The sequence below is a fragment of the Hominenteromicrobium sp. genome (genome assembly GCF_046974225.1).
GTDB classification, from domain to species: domain Bacteria; phylum Bacillota; class Clostridia; order Oscillospirales; family Acutalibacteraceae; genus Hominenteromicrobium; species Hominenteromicrobium mulieris.
In genome coordinates, this window is record NZ_JBKWAE010000014.1 from 1 (window position 1) to 24,826 (window position 24,826).

At 52.0% G+C, this 24,826-nt stretch carries 26 protein-coding genes and 1 other RNA gene; 17 read left to right on the top strand and 10 right to left on the bottom strand.

Annotated features, from left to right (window positions below):
* The 5 genes from ACLTX1_RS10140 to purD all read left to right on the top strand — a co-directional run.
* Nucleotides 1-169, top strand: a 169-nt coding sequence (locus ACLTX1_RS10140; RefSeq protein WP_412330904.1) for an AIR synthase-related protein, incomplete at its 5' end; no start/stop codon positions are given.
* Nucleotides 163-789, top strand: coding sequence for a phosphoribosylglycinamide formyltransferase (purN, locus tag ACLTX1_RS10145; protein WP_176820787.1), 627 nt, complete (start codon nt 163-165; stop codon nt 787-789). The genes ACLTX1_RS10140 and purN, both read left to right, overlap by 7 nt.
* Nucleotides 790-821: 32 nt before the next feature.
* A complete protein-coding gene (locus tag ACLTX1_RS10150) occupies nt 822-1,535 on the top strand; it encodes an IMP cyclohydrolase (RefSeq protein WP_412330891.1) in 714 nt (237 codons plus the stop codon).
* An 18-nt stretch (nt 1,536-1,553) separates the two neighbouring features.
* Nucleotides 1,554-2,729 carry a phosphoribosylaminoimidazolecarboxamide formyltransferase gene (locus ACLTX1_RS10155; RefSeq protein ID WP_412330892.1) on the top strand — a complete coding sequence of 392 codons (1,176 nt, stop codon included), beginning with the start codon at nt 1,554-1,556 and terminating at the stop codon, nt 2,727-2,729.
* 24 nt (nt 2,730-2,753) lie between these two features.
* The gene (gene purD / locus ACLTX1_RS10160; RefSeq protein WP_412330893.1) at nt 2,754-4,019 is read left to right on the top strand and encodes a phosphoribosylamine--glycine ligase; all 1,266 of its coding nucleotides are present in this window, start codon (nt 2,754-2,756) and stop codon (nt 4,017-4,019) included.
* Between the two features lie 76 nt (nt 4,020-4,095).
* Here purD and ACLTX1_RS10165 read toward each other — a convergent pair whose 3' ends face one another.
* Nucleotides 4,096-5,427, bottom strand: coding sequence for an MATE family efflux transporter (locus ACLTX1_RS10165; protein ID WP_308449016.1), 1,332 nt, complete (start codon nt 5,425-5,427; stop codon nt 4,096-4,098).
* Between the two features lie 100 nt (nt 5,428-5,527).
* Between ACLTX1_RS10165 and ACLTX1_RS10170 the strand changes: the two genes are divergently transcribed.
* On the top strand, nt 5,528-6,280 hold the full coding sequence (locus ACLTX1_RS10170) for a MerR family transcriptional regulator (protein WP_308449015.1): 753 nt from the start codon (nt 5,528-5,530) through the stop codon (nt 6,278-6,280).
* A gap of 79 nt (nt 6,281-6,359) precedes the next feature.
* Here ACLTX1_RS10170 and ACLTX1_RS10175 read toward each other — a convergent pair whose 3' ends face one another.
* Genes ACLTX1_RS10175 through ACLTX1_RS10185 form a run of 3 tightly spaced genes read right to left on the bottom strand, consistent with a single transcriptional unit; the run spans nt 6,360 to nt 10,516 of the window.
* Entirely contained in the window at nt 6,360-8,285 is a 1,926-nt protein-coding gene (locus ACLTX1_RS10175) for an ABC transporter ATP-binding protein (RefSeq protein WP_308449014.1), read from the bottom strand.
* Nucleotides 8,269-10,032 carry an ABC transporter ATP-binding protein gene (locus ACLTX1_RS10180; protein ID WP_308449013.1) on the bottom strand — a complete coding sequence of 588 codons (1,764 nt, stop codon included), beginning with the start codon at nt 10,030-10,032 and terminating at the stop codon, nt 8,269-8,271. Before ACLTX1_RS10180 ends, ACLTX1_RS10175 begins: the two co-directional genes overlap by 17 nt.
* Nucleotides 10,025-10,516 carry a MarR family winged helix-turn-helix transcriptional regulator gene (locus ACLTX1_RS10185; protein WP_176820781.1) on the bottom strand — a complete coding sequence of 164 codons (492 nt, stop codon included), beginning with the start codon at nt 10,514-10,516 and terminating at the stop codon, nt 10,025-10,027. Before ACLTX1_RS10185 ends, ACLTX1_RS10180 begins: the two co-directional genes overlap by 8 nt.
* Nucleotides 10,517-10,801: 285 nt before the next feature.
* On the opposite strand from ACLTX1_RS10185, the gene ACLTX1_RS10190 reads away from it, so the two are divergent.
* From ACLTX1_RS10190 to ACLTX1_RS10205, 4 genes are all read left to right on the top strand, one after another.
* Entirely contained in the window at nt 10,802-11,692 is an 891-nt protein-coding gene (locus tag ACLTX1_RS10190) for a hypothetical protein (protein ID WP_308449012.1), read from the top strand.
* 121 nt (nt 11,693-11,813) lie between these two features.
* Nucleotides 11,814-12,848, top strand: coding sequence for a type I glyceraldehyde-3-phosphate dehydrogenase (gene gap, locus ACLTX1_RS10195; RefSeq protein WP_176820779.1), 1,035 nt, complete (start codon nt 11,814-11,816; stop codon nt 12,846-12,848).
* Nucleotides 12,849-13,003: 155 nt separating this feature from the next.
* Nucleotides 13,004-13,540 carry a GNAT family N-acetyltransferase gene (locus tag ACLTX1_RS10200; RefSeq protein WP_412330894.1) on the top strand — a complete coding sequence of 179 codons (537 nt, stop codon included), beginning with the start codon at nt 13,004-13,006 and terminating at the stop codon, nt 13,538-13,540.
* Between the two features lie 93 nt (nt 13,541-13,633).
* Entirely contained in the window at nt 13,634-14,779 is a 1,146-nt protein-coding gene (locus tag ACLTX1_RS10205) for an aldo/keto reductase (RefSeq protein WP_308449010.1), read from the top strand.
* A gap of 85 nt (nt 14,780-14,864) precedes the next feature.
* Here the strand turns inward: ACLTX1_RS10205 and ACLTX1_RS10210 are convergent, their stop codons facing one another.
* The 4 genes from ACLTX1_RS10210 to ACLTX1_RS10225 all read right to left on the bottom strand — a co-directional run bounded on the left by ACLTX1_RS10210 (nt 14,865) and on the right by ACLTX1_RS10225 (nt 16,592).
* Nucleotides 14,865-15,185, bottom strand: a complete 321-nt coding sequence (locus tag ACLTX1_RS10210) for an AzlD domain-containing protein (RefSeq protein WP_176820776.1) — start codon at nt 15,183-15,185, stop codon at nt 14,865-14,867.
* Entirely contained in the window at nt 15,175-15,912 is a 738-nt protein-coding gene (locus tag ACLTX1_RS10215; RefSeq protein ID WP_395590342.1) for an AzlC family ABC transporter permease, read from the bottom strand. Before ACLTX1_RS10215 ends, ACLTX1_RS10210 begins: the two co-directional genes overlap by 11 nt.
* 138 nt (nt 15,913-16,050) lie before the next feature.
* Nucleotides 16,051-16,252: non-coding RNA, 6S RNA (gene ssrS, locus ACLTX1_RS10220), on the bottom strand.
* 28 nt (nt 16,253-16,280) lie between these two features.
* A complete protein-coding gene (locus ACLTX1_RS10225; RefSeq protein ID WP_176820774.1) occupies nt 16,281-16,592 on the bottom strand; it encodes a DUF1292 domain-containing protein in 312 nt (103 codons plus the stop codon).
* A 1,367-nt stretch (nt 16,593-17,959) separates the two neighbouring features.
* Here ACLTX1_RS10225 and trxB point away from each other — a divergent pair.
* The 6 genes from trxB to ACLTX1_RS10255 all read left to right on the top strand — a co-directional run bounded on the left by trxB (nt 17,960) and on the right by ACLTX1_RS10255 (nt 23,442).
* Nucleotides 17,960-18,889 carry a thioredoxin-disulfide reductase gene (gene trxB, locus ACLTX1_RS10230; protein WP_308449008.1) on the top strand — a complete coding sequence of 310 codons (930 nt, stop codon included), beginning with the start codon at nt 17,960-17,962 and terminating at the stop codon, nt 18,887-18,889.
* 43 nt (nt 18,890-18,932) lie between these two features.
* A complete protein-coding gene (locus tag ACLTX1_RS10235; protein ID WP_308449007.1) occupies nt 18,933-19,349 on the top strand; it encodes a GtrA family protein in 417 nt (138 codons plus the stop codon).
* A 75-nt stretch (nt 19,350-19,424) separates the two neighbouring features.
* Nucleotides 19,425-20,510, top strand: coding sequence for an LCP family protein (locus ACLTX1_RS10240; RefSeq protein WP_308449006.1), 1,086 nt, complete (start codon nt 19,425-19,427; stop codon nt 20,508-20,510).
* 73 nt (nt 20,511-20,583) lie between these two features.
* A complete protein-coding gene (locus tag ACLTX1_RS10245; RefSeq protein WP_308449005.1) occupies nt 20,584-21,504 on the top strand; it encodes a nucleotidyltransferase family protein in 921 nt (306 codons plus the stop codon).
* A 232-nt stretch (nt 21,505-21,736) separates the two neighbouring features.
* Nucleotides 21,737-22,429 carry an iron-sulfur cluster assembly scaffold protein gene (locus tag ACLTX1_RS10250; protein WP_176820770.1) on the top strand — a complete coding sequence of 231 codons (693 nt, stop codon included), beginning with the start codon at nt 21,737-21,739 and terminating at the stop codon, nt 22,427-22,429.
* Nucleotides 22,430-22,443: 14 nt separating this feature from the next.
* Nucleotides 22,444-23,442, top strand: a complete 999-nt coding sequence (locus ACLTX1_RS10255) for a GGGtGRT protein (RefSeq protein WP_176820769.1) — start codon at nt 22,444-22,446, stop codon at nt 23,440-23,442.
* A 132-nt stretch (nt 23,443-23,574) separates the two neighbouring features.
* On the opposite strand, the gene ACLTX1_RS10260 is transcribed toward ACLTX1_RS10255, so the two are convergent.
* Nucleotides 23,575-23,844 (bottom strand): helix-turn-helix transcriptional regulator, encoded by a 270-nt coding sequence (locus tag ACLTX1_RS10260; RefSeq protein ID WP_308449004.1) that lies wholly within the window; start codon nt 23,842-23,844, stop codon nt 23,575-23,577.
* 21 nt (nt 23,845-23,865) lie between these two features.
* Between ACLTX1_RS10260 and ACLTX1_RS10265 the strand changes: the two genes are divergently transcribed.
* The gene (locus ACLTX1_RS10265) at nt 23,866-24,144 is read left to right on the top strand and encodes a hypothetical protein (RefSeq protein WP_308449003.1); all 279 of its coding nucleotides are present in this window, start codon (nt 23,866-23,868) and stop codon (nt 24,142-24,144) included.
* Nucleotides 24,145-24,261: 117 nt separating this feature from the next.
* Here ACLTX1_RS10265 and ACLTX1_RS10270 read toward each other — a convergent pair whose 3' ends face one another.
* Entirely contained in the window at nt 24,262-24,819 is a 558-nt protein-coding gene (locus ACLTX1_RS10270) for a hypothetical protein (protein WP_308449002.1), read from the bottom strand.
* Nucleotides 24,820-24,826: the final 7 nt, after the last annotated feature.

A 24,826-nucleotide genomic window follows, 5' to 3' on the forward strand; every position in this document is an offset into this window, starting at 1 on the left:
CATTCCGGAGCGCGACATGTTCAACACCTTCAACATGGGCGTCGGCATGTGCATGGCGGTCTCCAAGGAGACGGCGGACGCGGCCATTAAGGCGCTGAATGATGCGGGCGAAAAGGCGTTTGTCATCGGTGAAGTGGTTGAGGGCGACGAGGGGGTCATCCTGTGCTGAACATCGCAGTCCTCGTTTCCGGCGGCGGAACGAATTTGCAGGCGCTGATCGACGCGGAAAAAGCCGGTAAAATCGAAAACGGCAAAATTTCCGTGGTTGTGGCGAGCAAGCCGGGCGTTTATGCCTTGGAGCGTGCGAAAAACGCGGGCATTGAGGGCATTGTGCTGGCGCGCAGCGACTATGAAAACGTGGACGCGTACAGCGAAGCGCTCGAAAACTTGCTGAAAGAAAAGCACACGGACTTAATTGTTCTGGCGGGCTTTATGACCATTACGAACGAGAAGTTCACGAAGGCGTTTGAAAATAAGATCATTAACGTGCACCCGGCGCTCATTCCGTCGTTCTGCGGCAAGGGCTATTACGGTCTGCACGTGCACGAGGCGGCTTTGGCACGCGGCGTGAAGGTCTCCGGCGCGACGGTACACTTTGTAAACGAGGTGTGCGACGGCGGCCCGATCATCTTACAGAAAGCGGTGCCGGTGGAGCAGGGCGACACGCCCGAGACGCTGCAGCGCCGCATTATGGAGCAGGCGGAGTGGAAGATTCTGCCGCAGGCAGTGTCTTTGTTCTGCGCGGGTAAGCTTTCCGTGAACGGCTCTATCGTTACGATTAAAGAATAATTCATCCCTTTACATAGAAAGGAAACGGATACATGGAAATTCTGGATATTAAAAAGGAACTTGCAGGCAACGCATACCCGGGCCGCGGCATCGTTATCGGCAAAAGCGCGGACGGCGTGCATGCGGTCATCGCGTATTTCATTATGGGCCGCAGCGTGAACTCCCGCAACCGCGTGTTTGTGGAGCAGGGCGACGGCATCCGCACGGAAGCGTTTGACCCCGCAAAGCTTTCTGACCCGTCCCTTGTCATTTATGCGCCGGTGCGCGTTTTGGCAAACAAGACCATTGTGACGAACGGAGACCAGACGGATACCGTGTTTACATACCTCAAGGCGGGCAAGAGCTTCAAAAAAGCGTTGAAGACCCGCAAGTTTGAGCCGGACTCCCCGAACTTTACGCCGAGAATTTCCGGCCTTGTAAAGCTGAAGGACGGCGACTTTACCTATAAGCTTTCCATTTTGAAGAGCTGCGAGGGCAACCCGGACGCGCCGCAGAGCTTTTTCTTCGACTATACGCCGGTGGACGGCCTCGGCCACTTCATCCACACGTATAAGTGTGACGGCGCACCGCGTATCCCGTCCTTTGAGGGCGAGCCAAAGCCGGTGAAGATTGAGGGCGACATCGACACGTTTACGAATGACCTGTGGACGAACCTGAACGAAGACAACAAGGTCTCCTTGTTCACGCGCTTCATCAATTTGAAGACGGGCAAGATGGAGACCCGCATCGTCAACAAGAATAAGTGATTTTTCGGAGGGGAAACTATGAAAGAACTGGAACTGAAATACGGCTGCAACCCGAACCAGAAGCCGGCGAAAATTTTTACGAACGACGGTCGCGACCTGCCGATTCGCGTTTTGAACGGCAGACCGGGCTATATCAACCTTTTGGATGCGTTCAACTCCTGGCAGCTTGTAAAAGAGCTGAAAGCGGCAACCGGCATGCCGGCGGCGGCCTCCTTTAAGCACGTTAGCCCGGCGGGCGCAGCTGTGGCAAAGCCGATGAGCGACACGCTGAAAAAGATTTATTTCGTGGACGATCTGGAGCTCTCTCCCATCGCGACGGCGTATGCAAGAGCCCGCGGCGCAGACAGAATGTCCTCCTACGGCGACTGGGCAGCGCTTTCCGACGTATGCGATAAGGAAACCGCAACGCTGCTGGCACGTGAAGTTTCCGACGGCATCATTGCACCGGGCTACACGGACGAAGCGCTTGCGATTTTAAAGACAAAGCGTAAGGGCACGTACAATGTCGTCGAGATTGACCCGGATTACAAGCCGGAGCCGATTGAGCACAAGGATGTTTTCGGCATCACGTTCGAGCAGGGCAGAAACGAGCTGAAAATCGACGCGGACATACTGACAAATCTTGTGACGGAAAACAAAGAGATTCCGGAGGACGCAAAGCTTGACTTAGTGCTCTCCCTCATCACGCTGAAATATACGCAGTCGAACTCCGTCTGCTATGCGAAGGACGGTCAGGCCATCGGCATCGGCGCCGGCCAGCAGAGCCGCATCCACTGCACGCGTCTTGCGGGCAACAAGGCGGACATCTGGTATCTGCGTCAGCACGAGAAGGTGCTGAATCTGCCGTTTAAGGAGGGCATCCGCCGTCCTGACCGCGACAACACCATTGACGTGTACATCAGTGAGGAGCATGACGACGTGCTGCGCGACGGTGTTTGGCAGCAGTTTTTCACGGAGAAGCCGGAGGTGTTCACCCGCGAGGAGAAAGCGGCTTGGCTTGCGACGTTTAAGGGCGTTTCCGTGGGCAGCGACGCGTTCTTCCCGTTCGGCGACAACATTGAGCGCGCACACAAGAGCGGCGTAGAATTTATTGCGCAGCCGGGCGGCTCTATCCGCGACGACAACGTCATCGATACGTGCAACAAGTATGGCATCGCCATGGCATTCACGGGCATCCGTCTGTTCCACCATTGATCCGAAAGGCGAGGTGCTTTTATTATGAATATTCTGGTTATCGGCAGCGGCGGACGTGAGCATGCGATCATCCGCAAGCTGAAAGAGAGCCCTAAAACGGAAAAGCTGTGGTGCGCACCGGGCAACGGCGGCATTGCGGCAGACGCCGAGTGCGTGGCCATTAACGCGATGGACATTGACGGCGTTGTGGATTTCGCGAAGAAAAACGCAGTTGACCTTGTGTTTGTTGCGCCGGATGACCCGCTTGCGGCCGGTATGGTAGATGCGCTCGAAAAAGAGGGCATCCGTGCATTCGGCCCGCGCGCGAATGCGGCCATCATCGAGAGCAGCAAGGTGTTCTCGAAAAATCTGATGAAGAAATACGGTATTCCGACGGCGGATTACGCGGTGTTCTCCGACCCGAAAGAGGTTGTAGAGTACGTGGAAAAGCGCGGCAAGTTCCCGGTTGTCATTAAGGCAGACGGCTTGGCGCTTGGCAAGGGCGTTATCATCGCACAAAACTTTGACGAGGCGAAGGATGCCGTGCACACCATTATGGAAGACAAGGTGTTCGGCGCTTCCGGCAACAACGTTGTTGTGGAGGAATTCCTGACCGGCCCGGAGGTTTCCGTGTTGGCATTTACGGACGGCAAGACGCTGCGCCCGATGGTGTCCTCTAAAGACCACAAGCGTGCACTGGACGGCGACAAGGGCCTGAACACCGGCGGCATGGGTACCATCAGTCCGAACCCGTATTACACGAATGAAATTGCGGACGCGTGTATGAAAACCATCTTCCTGCCGACCGTCAAAGCGATGCAGACAGAGGGCAGACCGTTTAAGGGCTGTTTGTACTTCGGCCTGATGCTGACCCCGGACGGCCCGAAGGTCATTGAGTACAACGCGCGCTTCGGCGACCCGGAGACGCAGGTCGTGCTGCCGCGCCTCAAGACCGATTTTGTGGACGTCATCAACGCGGTCATCGACGAGAAGCTCGACGAGCTTGAGATTGAATGGATTCCGGAAGCGTGCGCGTGCGTCGTGATGGCGAGCGGCGGCTACCCGCAGTCTTACCCGAAGGGACTGGAAATCACCGGCCTTGACGAAAACGGTCAGGCGGAAGGCGTGACGGTGTACCATGCCGGCACGAAGCTTGAAAACGGTAAGCTGCTGACGAACGGCGGCCGCGTGCTTGGCGTGACTGCGACGGCTAAAACGCTGGATGAAGCGCTCGAAAAGGCGTATGCAGCGGTGGAGAAAATCCATTTTGACGGCGCGCATTACCGCCGTGACATCGGCAGAACGAAATAACCGAATATACGAGTATAAAAGAATGAGCCTTGTTCCGAAAAGTGAACGAGGCTCGTCCTTTTATTTTGAGTTCTTATCAAAGAATATGCTTGAATTTATGGTTTATATACAGTGTAACGAATAGAGTTAGAAATTCTGCCGCCGGCATGGCGAGCCATACACCGTTGAGTTGCAGATAATTCGGAAGAAAATACAGAAAAAGGAGAAGCAATATGAATGATCTCAGCAGTGTAATAATGGCAGAATAATGACCTTTTCCATAAGAAGTTAACCGAATTGTGGCGTAGATGTTGAAACCGGAAAAAAGATAACCAATTCCGTAAAGTCGCATTCCGTTTAATGCGAGTGAAAAAACCGTTGTTTCCGGCTCAGTAAAGCAGGAAACAGTCAGAGGAGATGTGCAATAAGCGACAATATATAGAATTAGAGGTGCAACAATAAAGAAACAGCGGGCATAGTTTTCCAGCTTTTTGCATATGTGATCGGACTTATTTCCGTATGCATAACTCAAAAGCGGCGATACCCCGGAAGCGTAACCAAAATAAATGCCGATGAACAGAAATTGCAGGTACATAATTATAGATACAGAAGCAATTCCGTCTTCACCCGCAAAAGAAAGCGCGGCTCGATTAAAAATAACAGTGGTGATAGCGATGGCGATTTGGTCAATAAATTCTGAAAACCCGTTAACAGCACACCGAAACCCTGTTTTGAATTTCAAATGTTTGAAAGTTGGTATCAGGCTTGTGTTACGGCACGGAAAATAAAGTATGCCGAAGATAACAGATAAGAAAAGTCCGAATAAAGTTGCTAATCCGGCACCCAAAACTCCCATTTTCATTTGTGCGACAAAAATATAATCTAACAGAATATTGGATATGCCGCCGGATATTGAAAGAAAAAAGCTGTACCCGGGCGAACCCGACATGCGGATAAAGTAGGTGAGCAGTTCTTTGCCGATGACCGCAGGAACGCCAATGAGCCAGATCAATGCATATGTTTTGCAATCGTCCAAAATCAGCGGGGTGGCACCGAGAAAAGTCAGAACCCGAGATAAATTAAAAGCAATAGCAAGTGAAACTGTGGTTCCGATAGCAAGAGAGAAAATAATGCTGAGTGTGAATTCTTGATTTGCTTGCTCGTTGTTTTTAGCGCCCGCAGAAATGGCAGCTAAGCTGCTTCCGCCGGTGGCAAACATTAATGCAATACCGGTAAGGACGTTTACAATGGGATATACAATGTTAATGGCTGCCAATGCGTTTGTTCCGACATATTTGGAAACGAACATACCATCTACAATCGTATACAGCGTATTGAATAGCGTTGTCAAATAGGTTGGAAGAACAAACAGCAGAATTTTACGGAAACGAATATCGTTTTTAGCAAAAAAGACAGATGAACTATTCATATTGGTACCTCCATGCTTTACAGTATAAAGCTTAAAGATACTTGAATGTCAAGGATTTGTTTGTTATAATTATTGAAACTGTGTTCCGGAGGATTTTTAGGTGAAAGACGGATTTCAAATCAATGAAATATCAAAGTTCTTTAATGTTCCAGCTTCAACGCTGCGCTATTGGGAAGAGATGGGGGTGCTGGCTGCCAAAAAGAACCCGGAGAATGGATATCGTATATACACAGTGTCGGATTTGATGACGATTTCGGATATTCTTTTTTATAAAAACCTTGGTATCCCGCTTAAAAAAATTCGGGACATGGAGAAAATGGATTTGCAGGCACATCAGGATTTGTGTGTGCAACAAGCAAAAACAATCCGGCAGCAGCAATTGGCTTTAGAACAGAGAATGAAAAAGCTTCAGTTTCATATTGAAGCTTTAGAGATGATCTGCAAACTGCAAGAGCGTCCATATACGGAAGAAAAAGTCGATGCGGACTGTATTGTACCTTTTGAATTGATAGAAATCGAGAAACTGAAAAGATATATTCAAAACCCATACGTTTATTCGAGAGTTCAACATTCTTCTTGTATGGAACAGGAACAGAGAGGCCTGAGTGTTACGTGCAGCCGTAAAGAAGTTGAGAATTACAAAAATACACTTTGGAAAAACAATGGTGGCAAGTATGTCGTTTGTTTGATGAAAGAGGAAATTGCGGACGGATATCCGAATGATTTAGAGATACATCTTGCGGAAATTCAAAGGATATATAAAACAGGGTATGTTATCAGCCGCTTTTTAACGTGCGCGCAGGAAAACGGGAAAACGTATGACTTTTACAAAACGTATATTGAAATCTTATAAACGGAAAAGCTCCGGCTGCGAACGGTACATTCGGCAGCCGGAGCTTTTGCAAATTGGAGGTTATGAAGTTAAATTCGTCCTATTCGAGTTCAAAAGCGCCGGTATAGAGGCGGTAATATGTACCCTTTTGGGCGATGAGGTCGCGGTGGCTGCCACGTTCGATGATGTGGCCGTGGTCGAGCACCATGATGACGTCGGAGTTCTGGACCGTCGATAGGCGGTGCGCGATGACAAACACGGTGCGGCCTTTCATCAAGGCGTCCATGCCGGACTGCACGATGGCTTCCGTGCGGGTATCGATGGAGGACGTCGCTTCGTCGAGAATCATGACGGGCGGGTCTGCAACGGCGGCGCGGGCGATGGAAATGAGCTGGCGCTGGCCCTGTGAGAGGCCGCTGCCGTCGCCGGAAAGAACGGTGTCATAGCCCTGCGGCAGCATACGAATGAAGCCGTCGGCGTTTGCGAGCTTTGCGGCGGCGATGCACTCTTCGTCCGTGGCATCGAGCTTACCGTAGCGAATATTCTCCATAACGGTGCCGGTGAACAGGTTGACGTCCTGCAAAACCACGCCGAGGGAACGGCGGAGATCCGGCTTCTTGATCTTCGTGATGTTGATGCCGTCATAACGGATTTTGCCGTCAGAAATGTCATAGAAGCGGTTGATGAGGTTTGTGATGGTCGTTTTGCCTGCGCCCGTTGCGCCGACGAACGCGACCTTCTGGCCGGGCTCTGCGTAAAGCGTGATGTCATGCAGGACGGTCTTCTCCGGGGTATAACCAAAATCGACGTCCTCAAGCTCTACGTGACCGGTGAGCTCCGTATAGGTGACCGTGCCGTCCTTATGCGGGTGCTTCCATGCCCAAAGGCCGGTGTGCTTGTCGGTTTCGGTGAGCACGCCGTTTTTCTTTTCGGCGTTGACGAGCGTGACGTAGCCCTCGTCCTTTTCGCTCTCGGCATCGAGCAGAGAGAAGATGCGGGAAGCGCCTGCCATAGCCATGATGATGGACGAGATCTGCTGCGTGACCTGGCTGATCGGCATAACGAAGCTGCGGGAGAGCTGTAAGAATGATGCGATGCCGCCGAGCGTCATGACACCCATGCCGGTGAGTGTCAGGTTCGGTACGCCTGCAAGTGCGAGACCGCCGCCAAGCACGGCGATGAGCACGTAAAGGAAATAGCCGAGTGCGTTCATGATGGGGCCGAGGATGTTTGCGAACTTATTGGCTTCGGAAGCGTTTGTGAAGAGGTCGTCGTTTCGTTTGTCGAACTCGACCTTTGTTTTGTCTTCGTGGCAGAAGACCTTGATAACCTTCTGGCCGTTGATCATTTCTTCGATGTAGCCGTTCACATTGCCGAGGGATTGCTGCTGGCGAACAAAATAGCTGCCGCTTTTTGCGGTGACCTTGCCGACGATTTTGAACATGACAAAGAGGAACGCGATCAGGAACAGGGTGAGCCAAATGCTGAGCGTCAGCATAGAACAGAACACGGAAACGACCGTGAAGATGGAGGAAAGCGTCTGCGGAATGCTTTGGGAAATCATCTGGCGCAGGGTGTCCGTATCGTTTGTGTAGAAGCTCATGATGTCGCCGTGGGTGTGCGTATCAAAGAACTTGATGGGCAGCGTCTGCATGTGCTCGAACATCTCGTCACGAATTTTCTTTAACGTGCCCTGTGAAACAACTGCCATGGTGCGGTTGTAGAACAGCGTAGAGAACGCGCCGATGACGTAAATGACTGCCATTTGGAGCAGCGCATACAGAAGGCCGCTGAAGTTCGGATTGGATTCGAGCAGGAGTGGGGAGATGTAATCATCAATGAGGGATTTTAAAAACAGGGAGGACATGACGCTTGCGAAAGCGCTCACCGCAATGCAGATGAACACGAACACAAGGTGCAGCCTGTACGGTTTCATATAGGAAAGCAGGCGGAATAAGGTCTTCTTATCGAGCTGCTTCATGCTTTCTTTCATGGAGAGTCTGGGACCATTAGGACGCGGTGGCATTGTCAGGATCTCCTTTCGTCTGGGATTCATAAACTTCGCGGTAGATCGGGCTTGTTTGCATGAGCTCGTCATGCGTGCCGCAGCTGACGATCTTGCCGTCATCTAAGACAAGGATCATATCGGCTCCCTGTACGGAGGCGATGCGCTGGGCGATGATGATTTTTGTCGTGTTCGGGATCTCCTTTGCGAACGCGCCGCGGATAAGCGCATCCGTGCGGGTATCGACCGCGCTGGTGGAGTCGTCCAGAATGAGAATCTTTGGTTTTTTTAGCAGCGCACGCGCGATGCAGAGGCGCTGCTTCTGACCGCCGGAGACATTCGTGCCGCCCTGCTCAATGTAGGTATCGTAGCCTTTAGGGAAGGTTTGAATGAAGTCATCGGCCTGTGCGAGCTGACAGGCATGGTGGATCTCCTCGTCGGTGGCATTTTCATCGCCCCAGCGCAGGTTGTCTTTGATGGTGCCGGAGAACAGGACGTTCTTTTGCAGCACCATGGCGACATCGCCGCGGAGGGTATCCAGGTCGTATTTGCGGACGTCGATGCCGCCGACCTTGACCGCGCCGAGATCAACATCGTACAGGCGCGAGATGAGCTGTACGAAGCTCGATTTGGAGGAGCCGGTGCCGCCGATGACGCCGACTGTGGCGCCTGCCGGAATGTGCAGGTTAATATCGGAAAGTACGGGCTTGCCCTCTGTGCCGTGACGATAGCTGAACTGGACATGCTCGAAATCGATGCTGCCGTCCGGAACGCTCTTTACGGCATTTTCGGGGGTGGTGATGTCCGGGGTCTCGTTGAGCAGCTCAACGACACGCTCGCCGGAGGTACGGGACATGGTGAGCATGACGAAGATCATAGAGAGGCCCATGAGGCTCATGAGAATCTGCGTGGCGTAAGACAGCAGGCTCAGAAGCTCGCCGGTGGAAAGACCGGTCGCTGCGTCACCGCCGCAAGCAACAATGGTGCGTGCGCCGAACCAGGAGAGCAGGAGCACCGCCGCGTACATGCAAAGCTGCATCAGTGGAGCGTTCCATGCGAGCTGCTGCTCGGCTTTTTTGAAGTCCTTATAGATATTTTCGGAAATGGCGGTGAACTTCTTATTTTCGTGATCTTCACGGACAAAGGACTTTACCACGCGGATGCCGTGCAGATTCTCCTGCACAACGCTGTTCAGTTTATCATAAGTTCTGAACACGCGCTCGAAGATCGGGTGCGTTCTCGTCATGATGAAGTACAGGCCGAGAACGAGCACCGGGATGATGGCAAGGAAGATAAGCGAGAGCTTGGCGTCGATGCCGAATGCCGCGACAAGCGAGAAAATCGCCATAAGCGGGCTGCGTACCGCCATGCGGATGATCATTTGGTAAGTGTTTTGCAGATTCGTGACGTCTGTTGTCAGACGCGTGACGATACTTGCGGTGGAAAACTTATCGATGTTTGAGAATGAATAATTCTGCACCTTGTAGAACATGTCGTGGCGCAGGTTGCGGGCAAAGCCACTGGAGGCAATGGCTGCGAATTTACCGGAAATGGCACCGCAGAAAAGCTGACCCAGTGCGGAGAGCAACAGGACAATGCCCATTTTGACAATGTACCCCATATCGCCCATGTCAATGCCGTAATCGATGAGATTCGCCATTAAAAGCGGGATGATGACCTCGAAGGCGACCTCACCGCTGATGGTGACCATGGCCAATATGGAATTCTTTTTCTGTTCGCGGATGCTTTCCATCAGTTTTTTAACCATCTGCACCGCTCCTTTCTTTCTTTTGCTGCTTTTCGGCAAAGGCAGCATCTACATTTATTTTTGCGCGCCGTAAATAAGTGAGCATGGTTTCTTTTTCATTTTGCGTGAAGCCTTTCGTTAAAACGGCTTCCATTGCTTCGTGGTCGGCGCGGATATCGGCCAAAAGGTTTTCTGACTTTTCCGTCAGGGTCAGACGACGCAGGCGGGCGTCCGTTTCGCCGGTGTGGCGCTCCACAAAACCGTTTCGCACAAGCATATCCACCACTTTGGAGGCGGTGGAACGCGTAATGCCGAAGCGGCGCTCAATATCGCGCAAATACACGGGCCCGTCTTTGTGATCGGCGATGAACTGGATGACCCATGTGTTTGTGCCGGTGAGGTTTTCGTGTTCCTTTTTATGGGAATACGTATCAATATACCGGCGCATGGTGGTATCCAGCACATGCAATGCATGGCCGATGGGCTCTTTTTCGTGATCGTGCATTGTTACCATCCTTTCATCTGTTTTCGCGGGGAGAAGGCCCCGCCGTACAGCAAAATCGAATCTGCTCCTATGTAAACAATCATGCGCTTAATTGTTTACTCTGGCATATATTATAATCACTTGAAAGTTTGTTGTCAACAGGAAATTAAAAATCTTTTTTGCGGGGTGTTTTCATCTTAGGCGGAATGTGCTAAAATAAAACACAGTGAACCGATGTGCCGCAAATTCGGACGGCGAATGAATCGATGAAAGGAAAGCCCCGAGGGTGTGGGCGGTGTATGATATATGAATAAGAAAGTGAAATTGGCGTTTGTTTTGGCAGGAATCGGCATCTTTGCGGCGGCTGCGCTGCGCTGCGTGCAGATGCTCTGCTTTTTTGATTATGACACGGGCTTTGTGACGGACAGCGGACTGTTGACGTATATTTACTGCGGTGCGGCGATCGGCGTATCGCTTCTCTGCATGCTTTTGTGCCGTGTGGACAAAAAGCTTTGCGCGCGCATAGAGACGAAAAGAAATGTGGCGGCGGGTGCTTCTGCGCTTCTGATGTGTGTATTTTTGTTTTTGTGTGCGGCAGCGCTTCTGCGGGACTTTTACTTATACCGCAACAATCAGCCGACCTACTTTGTGCAGGCTTCGCATGTGACGACGCATTTGCCGTTTGCGGTCTTAACGTTGCTTTTCGCGATCGTTTCTCTCATTTTTGCCATTATATGGCTGACGGGCGAGGGCTTCCCGAGCGGCACGGGCGGGCTTTGGGCCATCGGTTCCGTTTGGGGCATTTCGTATATGATCGTGACGTTCATGACGTATTCCGCTGTGGCGACGACGGAGGAGAATATCTTTACCGTGGGTGGCGGTGCGATGATGCTGCTGTTCCTGCTTTCCGAAGGCAAGCTGCTCTCCGGCGCGGGCGGCAAAAAGGCGCTGCGCAGCACGTATGTGTTCGGCCTGCCGGCGGCGGTGCTTTGGATGACGTATGTGATCTCGAACACAGTGCTCATCATTGCGGGGCGCGGGTATGCGACGGAGATGCCGTATGTGATCCAGCTTGCGATGCTGTGCCTTTCTGTTCACAGCCTTTGCCTGCTGCTTACGGTGAGCGGGCAGCGCGTTTCTGCGAAAGCGGAGAGCAATTTAGAAGAAAATGCTTTAAAAGACACGGGAAACGCGTAAATTTTCTGAAAATTACGGAAAAAGTTTGCATTTTTAGCAGTTAGCCCTTGTAAAATCCTGCGAAATGCTATAAAATAGAATTGCAAATTATGCATCCACAATTATCAGGAGGTATACAATCATGGCAGTTAAAGTTGCAATCAATGGTTTCGGCCGTATCGGCCGTCTGGCGTTCAGACAGATGTTCGGCGCTGAGGGTTATGAGGTCGTTGCGATCAACGATCTGACGAAGCCCTCCATGCTGGCTCACCTGCTCAAGTATGACACCGCACAGGGCGGTTACTGCGGCAAGATCGGCGAAGCTCTCCACACGGTTTCCGCTGACGACGAGGCTAACACCATCACAGTTGACGGCAAGACCCTGAAGATCTACGCTGAGAAGGACGCTAAGGACCTTCCGTGGGGCGAGATCGGTGTTGACGTTGTTCTTGAGTGCACCGGCTTCTACACCTCTAAGGCTAAGAGCCAGGCTCACATCGACGCAGGCGCAAAGAAGGTCGTTATTTCCGCTCCGGCAGGCAACGATCTCCCGACGATCGTTTACAGCGTAAACGAGAAGACCCTGACGGCTGATGACACCATCATCTCCGCTGCTTCCTGCACCACGAACTGCCTCGCTCCGATGGCGAAGGCACTGAACGATTATGCTCCGATCCAGAGCGGCATCATGAGCACGATCCACGCTTACACCGGCGACCAGATGATCCTCGACGGCCCGCACAGAAAGGGTGACCTCCGCCGTGCACGTGCCGGCGCTGCTAACATCGTTCCGAACTCCACGGGCGCTGCAAAGGCTATCGGCCTTGTTATCCCGGAGCTGAACGGTAAGCTCATCGGTTCCGCACAGCGTGTTCCGGTTCCGACCGGTTCCACCACCATCCTCACCGCTGTTGTTAAGGGCGCTGACGTAACCGTCGACGGCATCAACGCAGCTATGAAGGCAGCTTCCTCTGAGAGCTTCGGCTACAACTGCGATCCGATCGTTTCTTCCGATGTTATCGGCATGAGATTCGGTTCCCTGTTCGATGCTACCCAGACGATGGTCTCCAAGATTGCTGACGACCTCTATGAGGTTCAGGTCGTTTCTTGGTACGACAACGAGAACTCCTACACCAGCCAGATGGTCAGAACCATCAAGTACTTCGCTGAGATCTAATTTCGGCTTAGGCGCTGGAAAAATCAGGTGTTTTGACGCTGCATCATGCAGCAAAAGACTGAATTGATTTTCGCACCCTTTCTTCCGTGGTTCATGGAGGAAAGGGTGTTTTTTATCCGAAATACGTACACACGGCAAAGAAAGGCAGGGAAAATATGAGAGAACTGCACACAGAAAGACTTTTACTGCGCACGCCGCGGGAGAGAGATGCGGCGGAGATCATGGCCATACGCAACAGCGCTTTCGTAATGAAAAACAACGTAATGGAAGTGTTTGATAAAGAGCAGATGGTTCATTTGATTCATAGGGAAATCGATTATGAAAACACATGGTATATTGAGCGAAAAGAGGACGGCGCTTTGCTTGGTATGATTGCGGCGGAGGAGGACGGCGTTCGGTTCGATGTGCGCTCGAGATGTCTTTCGTATTATCTCGGGGAGCAATATACGCGGCAGGGCTATATGAAAGAAGCACTGCGGGCTGTGCTGCATGAACTATTCACCGAAGAAGATCTGGAAGTTGTGGCAGCGCGTGTTTTCACGGGGAATATTGCTTCGGAAAAGTTGCTGAGATCCTTGGGGTTTGTGTATGAAGGGTGTATCCGCCGCTGCGTGCGTACGTCAGAAAGCGAAATCCGCGACGACATGCAGTTTTCGCTACTGCGGGAGGAATATTTCGAGGCGGAAAAATAATTTTACAAAAAAGCTTGACTTAGAGTATACTTTAAGTTGTAAGATATAGGAAGCAAAATGCTTGGAATTTTTTACATAAGGAGTATGAGTAAAATGTCTGAAAAGAAATTAGGCTTCGGCCTCATGCGTCTGCCGTCTCTGGACCCGAACGACCCGGGCAAGATCGACATTGAGCAGGTCAAGAAAATGGTGGATACGTTCATCGAGCGCGGCTTCACGTATTTTGACACGGCGTGGATGTACTGCGCATTCAAGAGCGAAAATGCCGTGAAGGAAGCACTTGTTTCCCGCCACCCGCGCGACAGCTTCACGCTGACGACAAAGCTACATTCGTCATTCGTGAATTCGTTTGAAGACCGCGACCGCATTTTTAATGAGCAGATGGAAAAGACGGGCGTAACATATTTTGATTACTACCTCATCCACGACATCAACTGCCATAGCATTGAGACGTACAATAAGTTCGATTGCTTCGGCTGGATCCGCGATAAGAAAGAAAAGGGCCTTGTAAAGCACATCGGCTTCTCGTTCCACGACGGCCCGGAGCTGTTGGACGAAGTGCTGACCGCGCACCCCGAGTTTGAGTTTGTGCAGTTACAGCTCAACTACCTCGACTGGGAAAGCGCCGGTGTGCAGTCCAGAAAATGCTACGAAGTTGCCGAAAAGCACGGCGTGCCGGTATTCGTCATGGAGCCGGTGAAGGGCGGCACGCTCGCAAACGTGCCGGAAGAAGTGACGAAGCTGTTTAAGGACTATAATCCAGAAGCTTCCGTACCGTCTTGGGCAATTCGTTTCGCAGCGAGCCTGCCGAACGTGAAGATCGTGCTTTCCGGCATGAGTGATATGGACCAGCTTTTGGACAACACATCGTACATGCAGGATTTTAAGCCGCTGAACGATGAGGAAAAAGCGCTCATCAAAAAGGCGACGGACATCATCAACGCGAGCATCGATATTCCGTGTACGGGCTGTTCGTACTGCACGGACGGCTGCCCGATGCAGATTGCAATCCCGAAGTATTTCTCGCTGTACAACGCCGATATGCAGGAGCTGCGCGGCAGGGGAATCTCTCCGGACGAGGGCTGGACGCCGCAGAGCGAGTATTACGAGAACGTCGCAAAGCACTTCGGCAAAGCGAGCGCGTGCATTCAGTGCGGCCAGTGCGAGGGTGTATGTCCGCAGCATTTGCCGATCATCGAGTACTTGCAGACGGTCGCAAAGCATTTTGAGAGAGAGTAAACACAAGGCTTTCTATAACGATAGTTAAAAGTTTCGCCCGCCTATTGAAAAAGGCGGGCGAAACTTTTACGTTGCAAACTGTGCTTTACAGCGGCAGATATGGCAATATGAGTTCACACACAAGCACGGTGGCGCTGGCGATAATGGCGACGGTGAGCAGGCTTTTACCGCGGAATGCTAAAATCAAAGCGGCGGCAAAGCCGAGCGCGGCGCTGATGGCGCTGCCGGTGGCAGTGAGAATTGCCGGGAAGGTCATGGCGGAAAGCGTGGCGTACGGCACATAATAGAGAAACGAGCGCAGTGTGCGGTTTGTGATCTTGCGGCGGATGAGCGTCAGCGGCAGCATACGGATAAGATACGTAACGGCCGCCATGACGAGTATGTAAAGGAAAACCTCAACCCTCATGCGGCATCTCCTTTTCCGGTTCTGCGGGCTCATCCGGAATGGGGAACAGCAGCGCTGCACCGCCTGCGGTGATAAGCGTGATGACAATGATGCGGAAGCCCGAGGAAATGTTGCACAGCACCGGCAGATACGTGAACAGTGCGGAAAGCACCATGGAAAGGACGACCACACCGGCAACGACGCGGTTCTCTTTTGCAGGCGGCAGGATGATGGCAATGAACATACCGTAGATTGCGATGCCGAGCGCGTTCGTCAAAACGGCCGGCAGAATGTTGCCCGCCGCCGCGCCGAGTGCCGTGCCGAGCACCCAGCCCGGAATGGCGACGGCGATGAGCCCATAGCTGTAAAACGGTGAGAGAGGCTCCCTTTGGCTGACGCTGACGGCGAAGATCTCATCCGTCATGCCGTAGGCGATGCCGAGGCGGTGCCCAAGGGGCAGGCTCGGCGAGAGCTTTTGCGAGAGCGCACACGACATGAGAAAATACCGCAGGTTGATGATGAGCTGCGTGAATGCGAGCTCGATGAGCGACGCGCCCGATGCGATGATGGCGAGTGCTGCGAATTGCCCGGCGGAGGTGACGTTTAGGGCGGAGAGCACGGAGGCTTCAAACACCGAAAGTCCGATGCCTGCGGCCTGAATGCCAAACGCGAACGAAACGGCAAAGTACCCGAAGCAAATGGGCATGCCATCTTTGAGTCCGCTTAAAAAATACTGTTTTCTGGTCATGATGACCTTCTCCTTCTTTGCTGCCGCACCCAAATGCGGCAAAATTTGCAAAATACAACCGTTTCCAAAAAGAAAAGCACAGAAAAAGGTGTGTAAAGTATGAAAAAAGGCGGTTTTCACCGCCTTGAAATGGGCATAAAAAACCCCGCCCGACCGTAACGTGCTCTCAATAACCTGCTACGTAATAAGCAGGTGGGTGCCCTCCCGCAGGTTTCGCGCTCCCTTCTTCCGGTATCCGGTCAAGCCGGGCCGGGAGGTCTGCAGTCCGCCTGCGGAGCCGAGCTCCCTAAAAGTTGAGTGTAGGGTTATTTTGCACGGTCCGCGCATCGGGCAGGTGTCTTTACATGATCTTGAACGGGGAAAGAAAATTACTCCTCTTCTTCCTCCATAGCCTGTGCATAGCGGGTCTCGAAAATTTCGGCGAGCTTATCCAGCAGGTCGTCGTCTTCGATCTCGCAAAGCTGCTCTTCGCCGTTCTCGTCTTCTACGACTTCAAAGATGTAGTACTCATCTGCGTCTGCAACTTCGCTTTGGGCGTCGCGCAGAGTGGGGACAAGTGCCATAAAGTAGCCGTCATCGTTCTCGAGTTCGTCGATGATCTCAAATTCGTGCTCCGTGCCTTCATCGTCGATGAGGGTGATGAGCTCTGCTTCGTATTCCTGGTTGTTGTCTATACTCATGGGAAAAGCCTTCTTTCTCAGTATATTCGCCGTTCTGTGATTTATGCGGCGGAGCAGAAAAGCTGTGGGAAATAAGCCCGTTGCTTTTGCCTGCAAGAATAATTGTATCGTGAATGCGGAAGAATGTCAAGCTTCATTTTGCGAAAACAGAATATACAAATAAAAAATAAAATCTTCAAAAAAACTGTTGACAAAGTAGACGGATGGTGCTAATATATAGGTGAAAAGAGAAAGAACTCCAGAACGCAAAGTAGATCGGGAAAACCGTAAGAGGTTTTCTTGGTGGAGGCTCAAAAAAGTCTCGGTAAAAGATCGAAGCGGTTCAGCGCGCGGAAGGTATTCCGAAGGGGAGAGAGAAAGGCGCGGAGGAAACTCTTGAGGCAGTATTTGCAAAGGCGGAGCTTCAAATGTTCTTCGGCTTCCGGGAAATGTGATGAAAGAGATAAGTAGGCTTTTAAGAATGTGCCGGTACAAAGGGACAAAAAGCCGAAGCGGAGAAACGGGAACATAAATAAAGAAGCAGCCGTACGTTTTGAACATGTGGAAACAGGCAAAACGTGAAAAGAGGCAAAGCTGCATGAGCCGCAAAGGCAAATCTATTGAAAGAAAGCGGGTGAGGCCAATGGCTACTGAACCTCAGCAGCAGAAGATCCGTGGTGCGTTGCGCCTCGGATCCCTGAAGTAGACTGAATATTTGCACACGAGTGTTTCAAGCTTTATGAAAGCGCGGGATCGCAAAAGCGAGTCCCAAAAGGTTTTCGTGGTACAGCAAAGATAAGTAGGTCGAAATTAACATATAGAATTATACATGAGCTGTACAAAGTGTACGGACGTGTGTAAGGATAGGCGGAAAACGCCAAAGAAAAAATCAAATACAGTTTTTGAGAATATACATGGAGTTGTGTCCAATGCACAAATGATAAACTCTGAAAGACCGACGACATTCTGAAAGTAATGCAGAGTGCAGGTATAAAAAGAGACCGATGGTTTCAAGCAGAGGAAAGTCCGATGTATTAGTATCAGTTTAAATTAACTTGAGATGTGTGCGCTGAGCGTACACCGCACAGGATGTGCAATAAAAATTAAAGAACGAGAGGCTTTTTCGGGATGCTGAAAGAGCCTCTTTTGTTTTGTGCGATAGGGGTATGTCGTGCAAGGAGCGCGGTTTGCGTGTTTTTTGGCTTAAGTAGGAGAACGGGAGCACGTATTTGATTCTGATAAAGTTTTCGACTGCGTGTCGCTTTGCGGTAGAAAACTCTTTCGCGCCGCACGGAATTGTATTTTTCGGGAGAATGTGCTATACTAACGATGTTCGCAAGACGGTGTGCAGAAAAGCTGCACTTCATCAGGAAAAGGAGCGGTGACTTATGAGCGAAAACATGGAAAAGGTCTATGACGTAATCGTGGTGGGTTCCGGCCCTGCGGGGCTTACGGCGGCACTGTATTGCGCCCGCGCGGGCTACGAGACGCTGGTGCTGGAAAAATATATCCCCGGCGGTCAAATGGTGACCTCGAATGAAATTGAAAATTACCCCGGCTTCCCGGAGGCGGTGGACGGGTTTACGCTGACGATGAACATGAAAAAGCAGGCGGAGCGCTTTGGCGCGAAGCAGACCTACGGCAACGTGACGGCACTGCGGTTAGACGGTGATGTGAAAATTCTGGAGACGGAAGACGGCACGGTTTACCGCGCGAAAAGCGTCGTTTTGGCACCCGGTGCGGCACCGAGGACGCTCGGCTTGCTGAACGAAGACGCTTTGCGCGGCAAGGGTGTTTCCTACTGCGCGACATGCGACGGTGCGTTTTATAAAGATAAGACGGTTGCGGTCATTGGCGGCGGTGACACGGCGGCGGGCGATGCGGCTTTTCTCTCCGCGATGTGCAAAAAGGTATATCTCATCCATAGAAGAGACCGCCTGCGCGCTTCAAAGAGCTATGAGAAGAAGCTCGATAAGCCAAATATCGAGATCGTTTTCGATACGGTGACGGATGAGATCCTCGAAAAAGACGGAAAAGTCGGCGGGCTGCGTCTGCGCAATGTAAAGACGGACGAGGTGTGCGAGATTGAGGTGAACGGCGTGTTTGTGGCGGTGGGCAATGTGCCGGCGACGGACTTTGTACGCGATATTCTTGATCTTGACGAAAACGGGTATTTTATGGCGGGCGAGAGCACGAAGACGAACGTTCCGGGTGTGTTTGCTGCGGGCGATTGTCGTAAAAAGACGCTGCGGCAAATCGTGACGGCGGCTGCGGACGGCGCGGTGGCGGCGCACGGTGTGGAAGAATATTTATCATAAGAAAGAAGAGGGCGCTTTGCCCGAAACATAAAGGATAGAAAATATGGGAAAAATCAAAGAACTGCTTATAAAATACAAAGAGCTGGTTTTGTACGTGGTGTTCGGCGTGCTTACGACGGTCGTGAGCTACGCTTCTTACTGGATCTTTACGGATTTTCTGCACATCCCGTACATGGTATCGACAGCGCTTTCGTGGGTGCTTTCAGTTACCTTTGCGTATGTGACGAACCGCAAGTGGGTGTTTGAGAGCCGCGCGCACGGCTTTGTGCCGATTTTGACGGAGGCGGCGAAATTTTTTGCGAGCCGTATTATGTCCGGCTTTATGGAAATGGGCATGATGTTCATCGGTGTGGATCTGCTGCACGTGAATGATAAGATTGTGAAGCTCGTTGCGAACGTTTTTGTGATCCTTGCAAATTATATTTTAAGCAAACTGGTCGTTTTTCGTAAGAAAAAGTAAATTGACGAAACGAGGTTATGGGAATATAATTGATAAGATAAAGACATCCGGCCTTTGGCCGAGACGGAGGCTTTTATGGCGAAAAGAAAACAACGCCGCGATGAGTTTCAGGATATTTCCAGTTACTCCTCAAAGCAGGCGTATAAGAAAAATCAAAAAAAGAAAAAACGGACGGGCCTTAAGGTCTTTTTGAGCTTCATCTGCGTTATTTTGGTGCTGGTGGGCGGCGTGATGATCTACGCTTCCACGGTGCTTTTGGGCGACCTGAAGACGACGACCATCACGAAAGACAAGACGGAGCTCGGTATTTCCGAAGAAACAAAATCGGAAGCGGGCATTACGAATATTGCGCTGTTCGGCGTGGATGCCCGCGATTATGACGGCGGTACCTTTGCCGGGCGCAGCGACGCCATTATGGTGATGTCGATCGATAACGTGCACCACAAGGTTAAGCTGACGTCCATCATGCGTGATGTGCGCGTGTATATGGGCGACGGCAGTCCGTATGATTCCGGCTATGATAAGCTGAACCATGCCTATATGTACGGTGGCCCGGAGCAGGCCATCCGTGCGATCAACCAAAACTTCGGTCTCGATATTCAGGACTACGTGACCGTGAATTTTGCCGCCATGGCGAAGATTGTGGATGCGTTCGGCGGTGTAAATATTGATTTGACGGAAGATGAAATCAGTGAGATCAACAAAAATATGTATGCGTTGGCGGCGGAATCCCCTGAATCAATGGCAGGCGATGTTTCTACATATGCGCCGCTTTCGGCGGGCGATGGCGTGCTCTTGAACGGCGACGAGGCTGTGGCTTACGGGCGTATTCGTGCCATCGACAACGATAACGGCCGTGTGGAACGCCAGCAGGAAGTGCTTTCTGCGCTCTTGAGCAAGGCAAGTTCTATTTCCAAGCTTGAATACCCGAGCATCATTCAACAGCTTGCGCCGCTTTGCGAGACTTCTTTGACGTTTGATAAGATGATCGGCCTGGCGCAGATTGCGCTGACGGGTTTTGACATTGAGCGCCTTTCCATCCCGAGTGATGTGGAGGGCTATGCCTCCGATTACTGCGAGGGCGGCGGTTGGATGTGGACGTATGACACCGATGTTGCGGCACAGCATATCCACGAATTTATTTACGAGGATGAAAACTGACCCCTGACGATCGCGTGACCGAACCTGTACATATGGCGGTGTGATGCCGCAGACGAGAAAGGACAATTTAGCTATGAAAAAACCGATTTTAGTCGTTATGGCGGCCGGTATGGGCAGCCGTTACGGCGGCTTGAAGCAGATCGATCCCGTTGGCAAAAACGGCGAGATTATCATGGATTTTTCTGTTTTTGATGCCGCGCAGGCGGGCTTTTCCAAGGTAATCTTCATCATCAAGGAGCAGCTTTTTGAGGACTTTAAAGAGGTTATCGGCGACCGCGTATCGAAGTACGTGCAGGTCGAATATGTTTTCCAGAAGTTGGATGACCTGCCGGAGGGCTTTACGGTGCCGGAAGGCCGCGAGAAGCCGTGGGGCACGGGCCACGCCGTTTTGGCGGCACGCGACCACATTGATGCGCCGTTTGTCGTCATCAACGCAGACGATTTCTATGGCGGCGAGGCGTTTAAGAAGATCGGCGCGTTCCTCCGGAACGTGAAGGAAAACGGCGAAAAGGCACACTGGGCGATGGTGGGTTACCATCTGAAAAACACGCTGACCGAAAACGGCCATGTGGCACGCGGCGTATGCGTGGAGAAAGACGGTGTGTTGGATACCATCGTGGAGCGCACGCACATTGAAAAGCGCGAGGACGGCCCGGCTTACACCGAGGACGACGGCGCAACGTGGCACGCGCTCGATGAGGACACGACCGTTTCCATGAACCTGTGGGGCTTTACGCCGGACTTTGTAGACGCATTGAAAAAGGATTTCGTCTCGTTCCTTGAGAACGATGTACCGAAGAACCCACTGAAAGCGGAATACTTCCTGCCGTTTGTCGTCAACGACCAGATTCGCGACGGCAAGGCAGACGTGACGGTTTTAAAATCGGCGGACAAGTGGTTCGGCGTGACGTATAAGGCCGATAAGCCCGTCGTGATGGCGGCGCTTGCCGAGATGATGCAAAACGGCACATATCCCGACCCGCTTTGGAAGTAATTTCAAACCGAAATAAGATACAAAAGGGGCGCTGCGGCGCTCCTTTTTGCGTATATTGTGCGCTTTTTTCGCGAAATGTGTGTTTTGCCCCTTGCGAAACGCATGAAAAAAAGCTATAATGAAGAAAATCAGTAAAATGGCTTTTTGCGGGATGCGGGCGGCGCTTTTTCGCTGCGGCTCTCTTCTGCGCGAAGTCTGCCAAATAAAACTGGAACCGAAAGGAGTACCACTTATGAATTATTCCAAAGAAGTGGAAGAGATGTGTATTGTAGCCAAGGGCCCGAAGCACGGTCCGGCTCCCATCCCGGAAGAGGGCAAGTGGGTACAGGCAAAGGAAGTTAAGGACATTTCCGGTTACACCCACGGTGTAGGCTGGTGTGCACCGCAGCAGGGCGCTTGCAAGCTCTCCCTGAACGTTAAGGACGGCATCATTGAGGAAGCTCTCGTTGAGACCGTCGGCTGCTCCGGCATGACGCACTCCGCTGCAATGGCAGCAGAGATCCTCCCGGGCAAGACCGTTATGGAAGCTCTGAACACGGACCTTGTATGTGATGCGATTAACACCGCTATGCGCGAGCTGTTCCTCCAGATCGTTTATGGCCGTTCCCAGTCTGCTTTCTCCGAGGGCGGTCTTGTTATCGGCGCAGGCATGGAAGACCTTGGTAAGGGCGCACGCTCCATGGTCGGTACCATGTACGGCACAAAGGCAAAGGGCGTTCGTTATCTTGAGATGACCGAAGGCTACTGCACCAGAATGGCACTCGACGCTGACGACCAGGTTATCGGCTACGAGTTCGTTTCCCTCGGCAAGATGACCGACTTCATCAAGGCCGGCATGGAGCCGAACGAGGCGTACAAGAAGTCTATGGGTACATACGGCAGATTCAATGAGGCCGTTAAGTACATCGACCCGCGCAAGGAATAAGGAGGGCACGAGAAATGGCTACATTTGAAGGTTATGAGAGACGTGAGGCGAAAATCCTCTCCGTCCTGAAAGAATACGGCATCAATTCCATTGATGAGTGCAAGACCATCTGCGAAGAGAAGGGCATCGACCCGTACACCATCGTGCAGGAAACACAGCCGATCTGCTTTGAGAACGCAAAGTGGGCTTACACCGTAGGCTGCGCGATTGCTATCAAGATGGGCTGCACGAAGGCTGCTGACGCTGCTGCCGCTATCGGCATCGGCCTGCAGGCATTCTGCATCCCGGGCTCTGTTGCTGAAAACCGTAAGGTCGGCCTCGGCCACGGCAATCTGGGCAAAATGCTCCTTTCCGAGGAGACCGAGTGCTTCGCATTCCTCGCTGGCCACGAGTCCTTCGCGGCTGCTGAGGGTGCTATCAAGATCGCTCTGAACGCGAACAAGGTCAGAACGAAGCCGCTGCGCGTTATCCTCAACGGTCTCGGCAAGGACGCTGCGTTCATCATCTCCAGAATCAACGGCTTTACGTATGTTGAGACCGAGTTCGATCCGTACGCAGAAGAAGTTAAGGTTGTCAGCGAAAAGGCTTATTCCAACGGCCCGCGTGCGGACGTTAAGTGCTACGGCGCAGATAACGTTCCGGAAGGCGTTGCAATCATGAAGCTCGAGAACGTCGGCGTTTCCATCACCGGTAACTCCACGAACCCGACCAGATTCCAGCACCCGGTTGCAGGTACCTACAAGAAGTGGTGCAATGAGAACGGCGTGAAGTACTTCTCCGTTGCTTCCGGCGGCGGCACAGGCCGTACGCTGCATCCGGATAACATGGCTGCCGGTCCTTCCTCTTACGGCATGACCGATACCATGGGCCGTATGCACTCCGATGCACAGTTCGCAGGTTCCTCCTCTGTTCCGGCACACGTTGAGATGATGGGTCTCATCGGCATGGGCAACAACCCGATGGTCGGTGCAACCGTTGCTTGCGCTGTTGCTGTTGAAGAGGCTTCCAAGTAAGAGTTGCTTCTGAAAATCGCATATTAAAGCATAAAAAGTGCTCCCGGTCGCATGATCGGGAGCATTTTTGCATAAAATAGGATCCCGGGATATATGGACTGTTCTTATGGCTCGGTATACCCGGGGTTTGCTTTATAAGATCTGGTCGTCATCGCTGGGAATGTAGAGGAGGATGTCTTCCACTTTGCAGCTTAAGATGCGGCAGAGGTCGTTGATTGTGGTGGTGTTGAGCGGCTTATTATGACGCAGCTTATCGATGATGGAGCTGGAGATGTGATGATTTTTGATGAGCGTATAGGTGGATTCTCCCGAGCTGTGCGGGCGGAGACGGAGCGGCTTTCCGCTTGCCTGAAAACAGCGTTTGACAACGACCCCGAACTTTGCTAAACTGAATTTATCCATTTGGTGAAGCGAGGGGCGCTTATGAACACATTTGAAAAGCTCGAAAGGTTGACGGAGCTTGCAAAAAAGGACGAGACTTTGCGCAAAGCTCTGCTTAAAACGCGCGAAAACAAGGAGCCGATTCTCTCGTTTTGTGCGCTGGCGCGGGAAGCGGGCGTGGAGCTTTACCCCGGCGAGCTTTTGGCTGTGGGCGAGGAATACTCCGACAACCAGTGCAAGAGCACAAACGGCGGCAACCCTACGCCGTATGACTCTTTTAACGATGCCTATGAGATTTTCTTGGCGTCTGTTGAGATATGAAGAAAAGGTTTGAAAACTGAAAAATAAGCCGTGCTGTTACCCCCCCCTATTAGGGCGACAGCACGGCTTTCTATATTCGCCGATCTGTGAAAAAGTCAGGTTATGGTCATCATGCGTTTATGTGGTGACAGGCTTTGCATGCGCCATACGGTACTTCGCGATGAAGTAGTTCACGAGCGCGGTTAGGCCCGCCGAAACGGTGCACACGGCGCAGGTGATGAGGAACACGAGCAGAAGGCCCGTTACGATGACCCACAGCACATTGCCGACATCGGGCGTCGTATTGTTCAGGCTGAACGCGGAGATGAGCTGCGCCGCGAGCAGGATGAGAAATGCGCCGATGAAGCTGAACTGCATGGTGCCGCGGCAGAGGAACCAGCGCGGAATGGCGAGCACGAAAAACGCAAAGATGAACGCGACGAGCACGCCCCACAGCGTATACTGTGCATCGGGCGTGAGCGCGCCGTTTTCGGCCGGGTGCGCGAAGGTGCCGAGGGCGACCTGCACGTGTGCGGCAAAGGTCAAGAGCAGAATGATCGTGCCGACCACACCGCCAAAGATCATGACGCCGCTCCAAAAGCCGTCCACCGGGGCAAAAATACGCTCCTTTAAGTGCGGCTTGCCGTCTTTTTTGTCGAGTTTGTACGTGCCGTAGAATGCTTCGGAAAATGTCATAGGGACA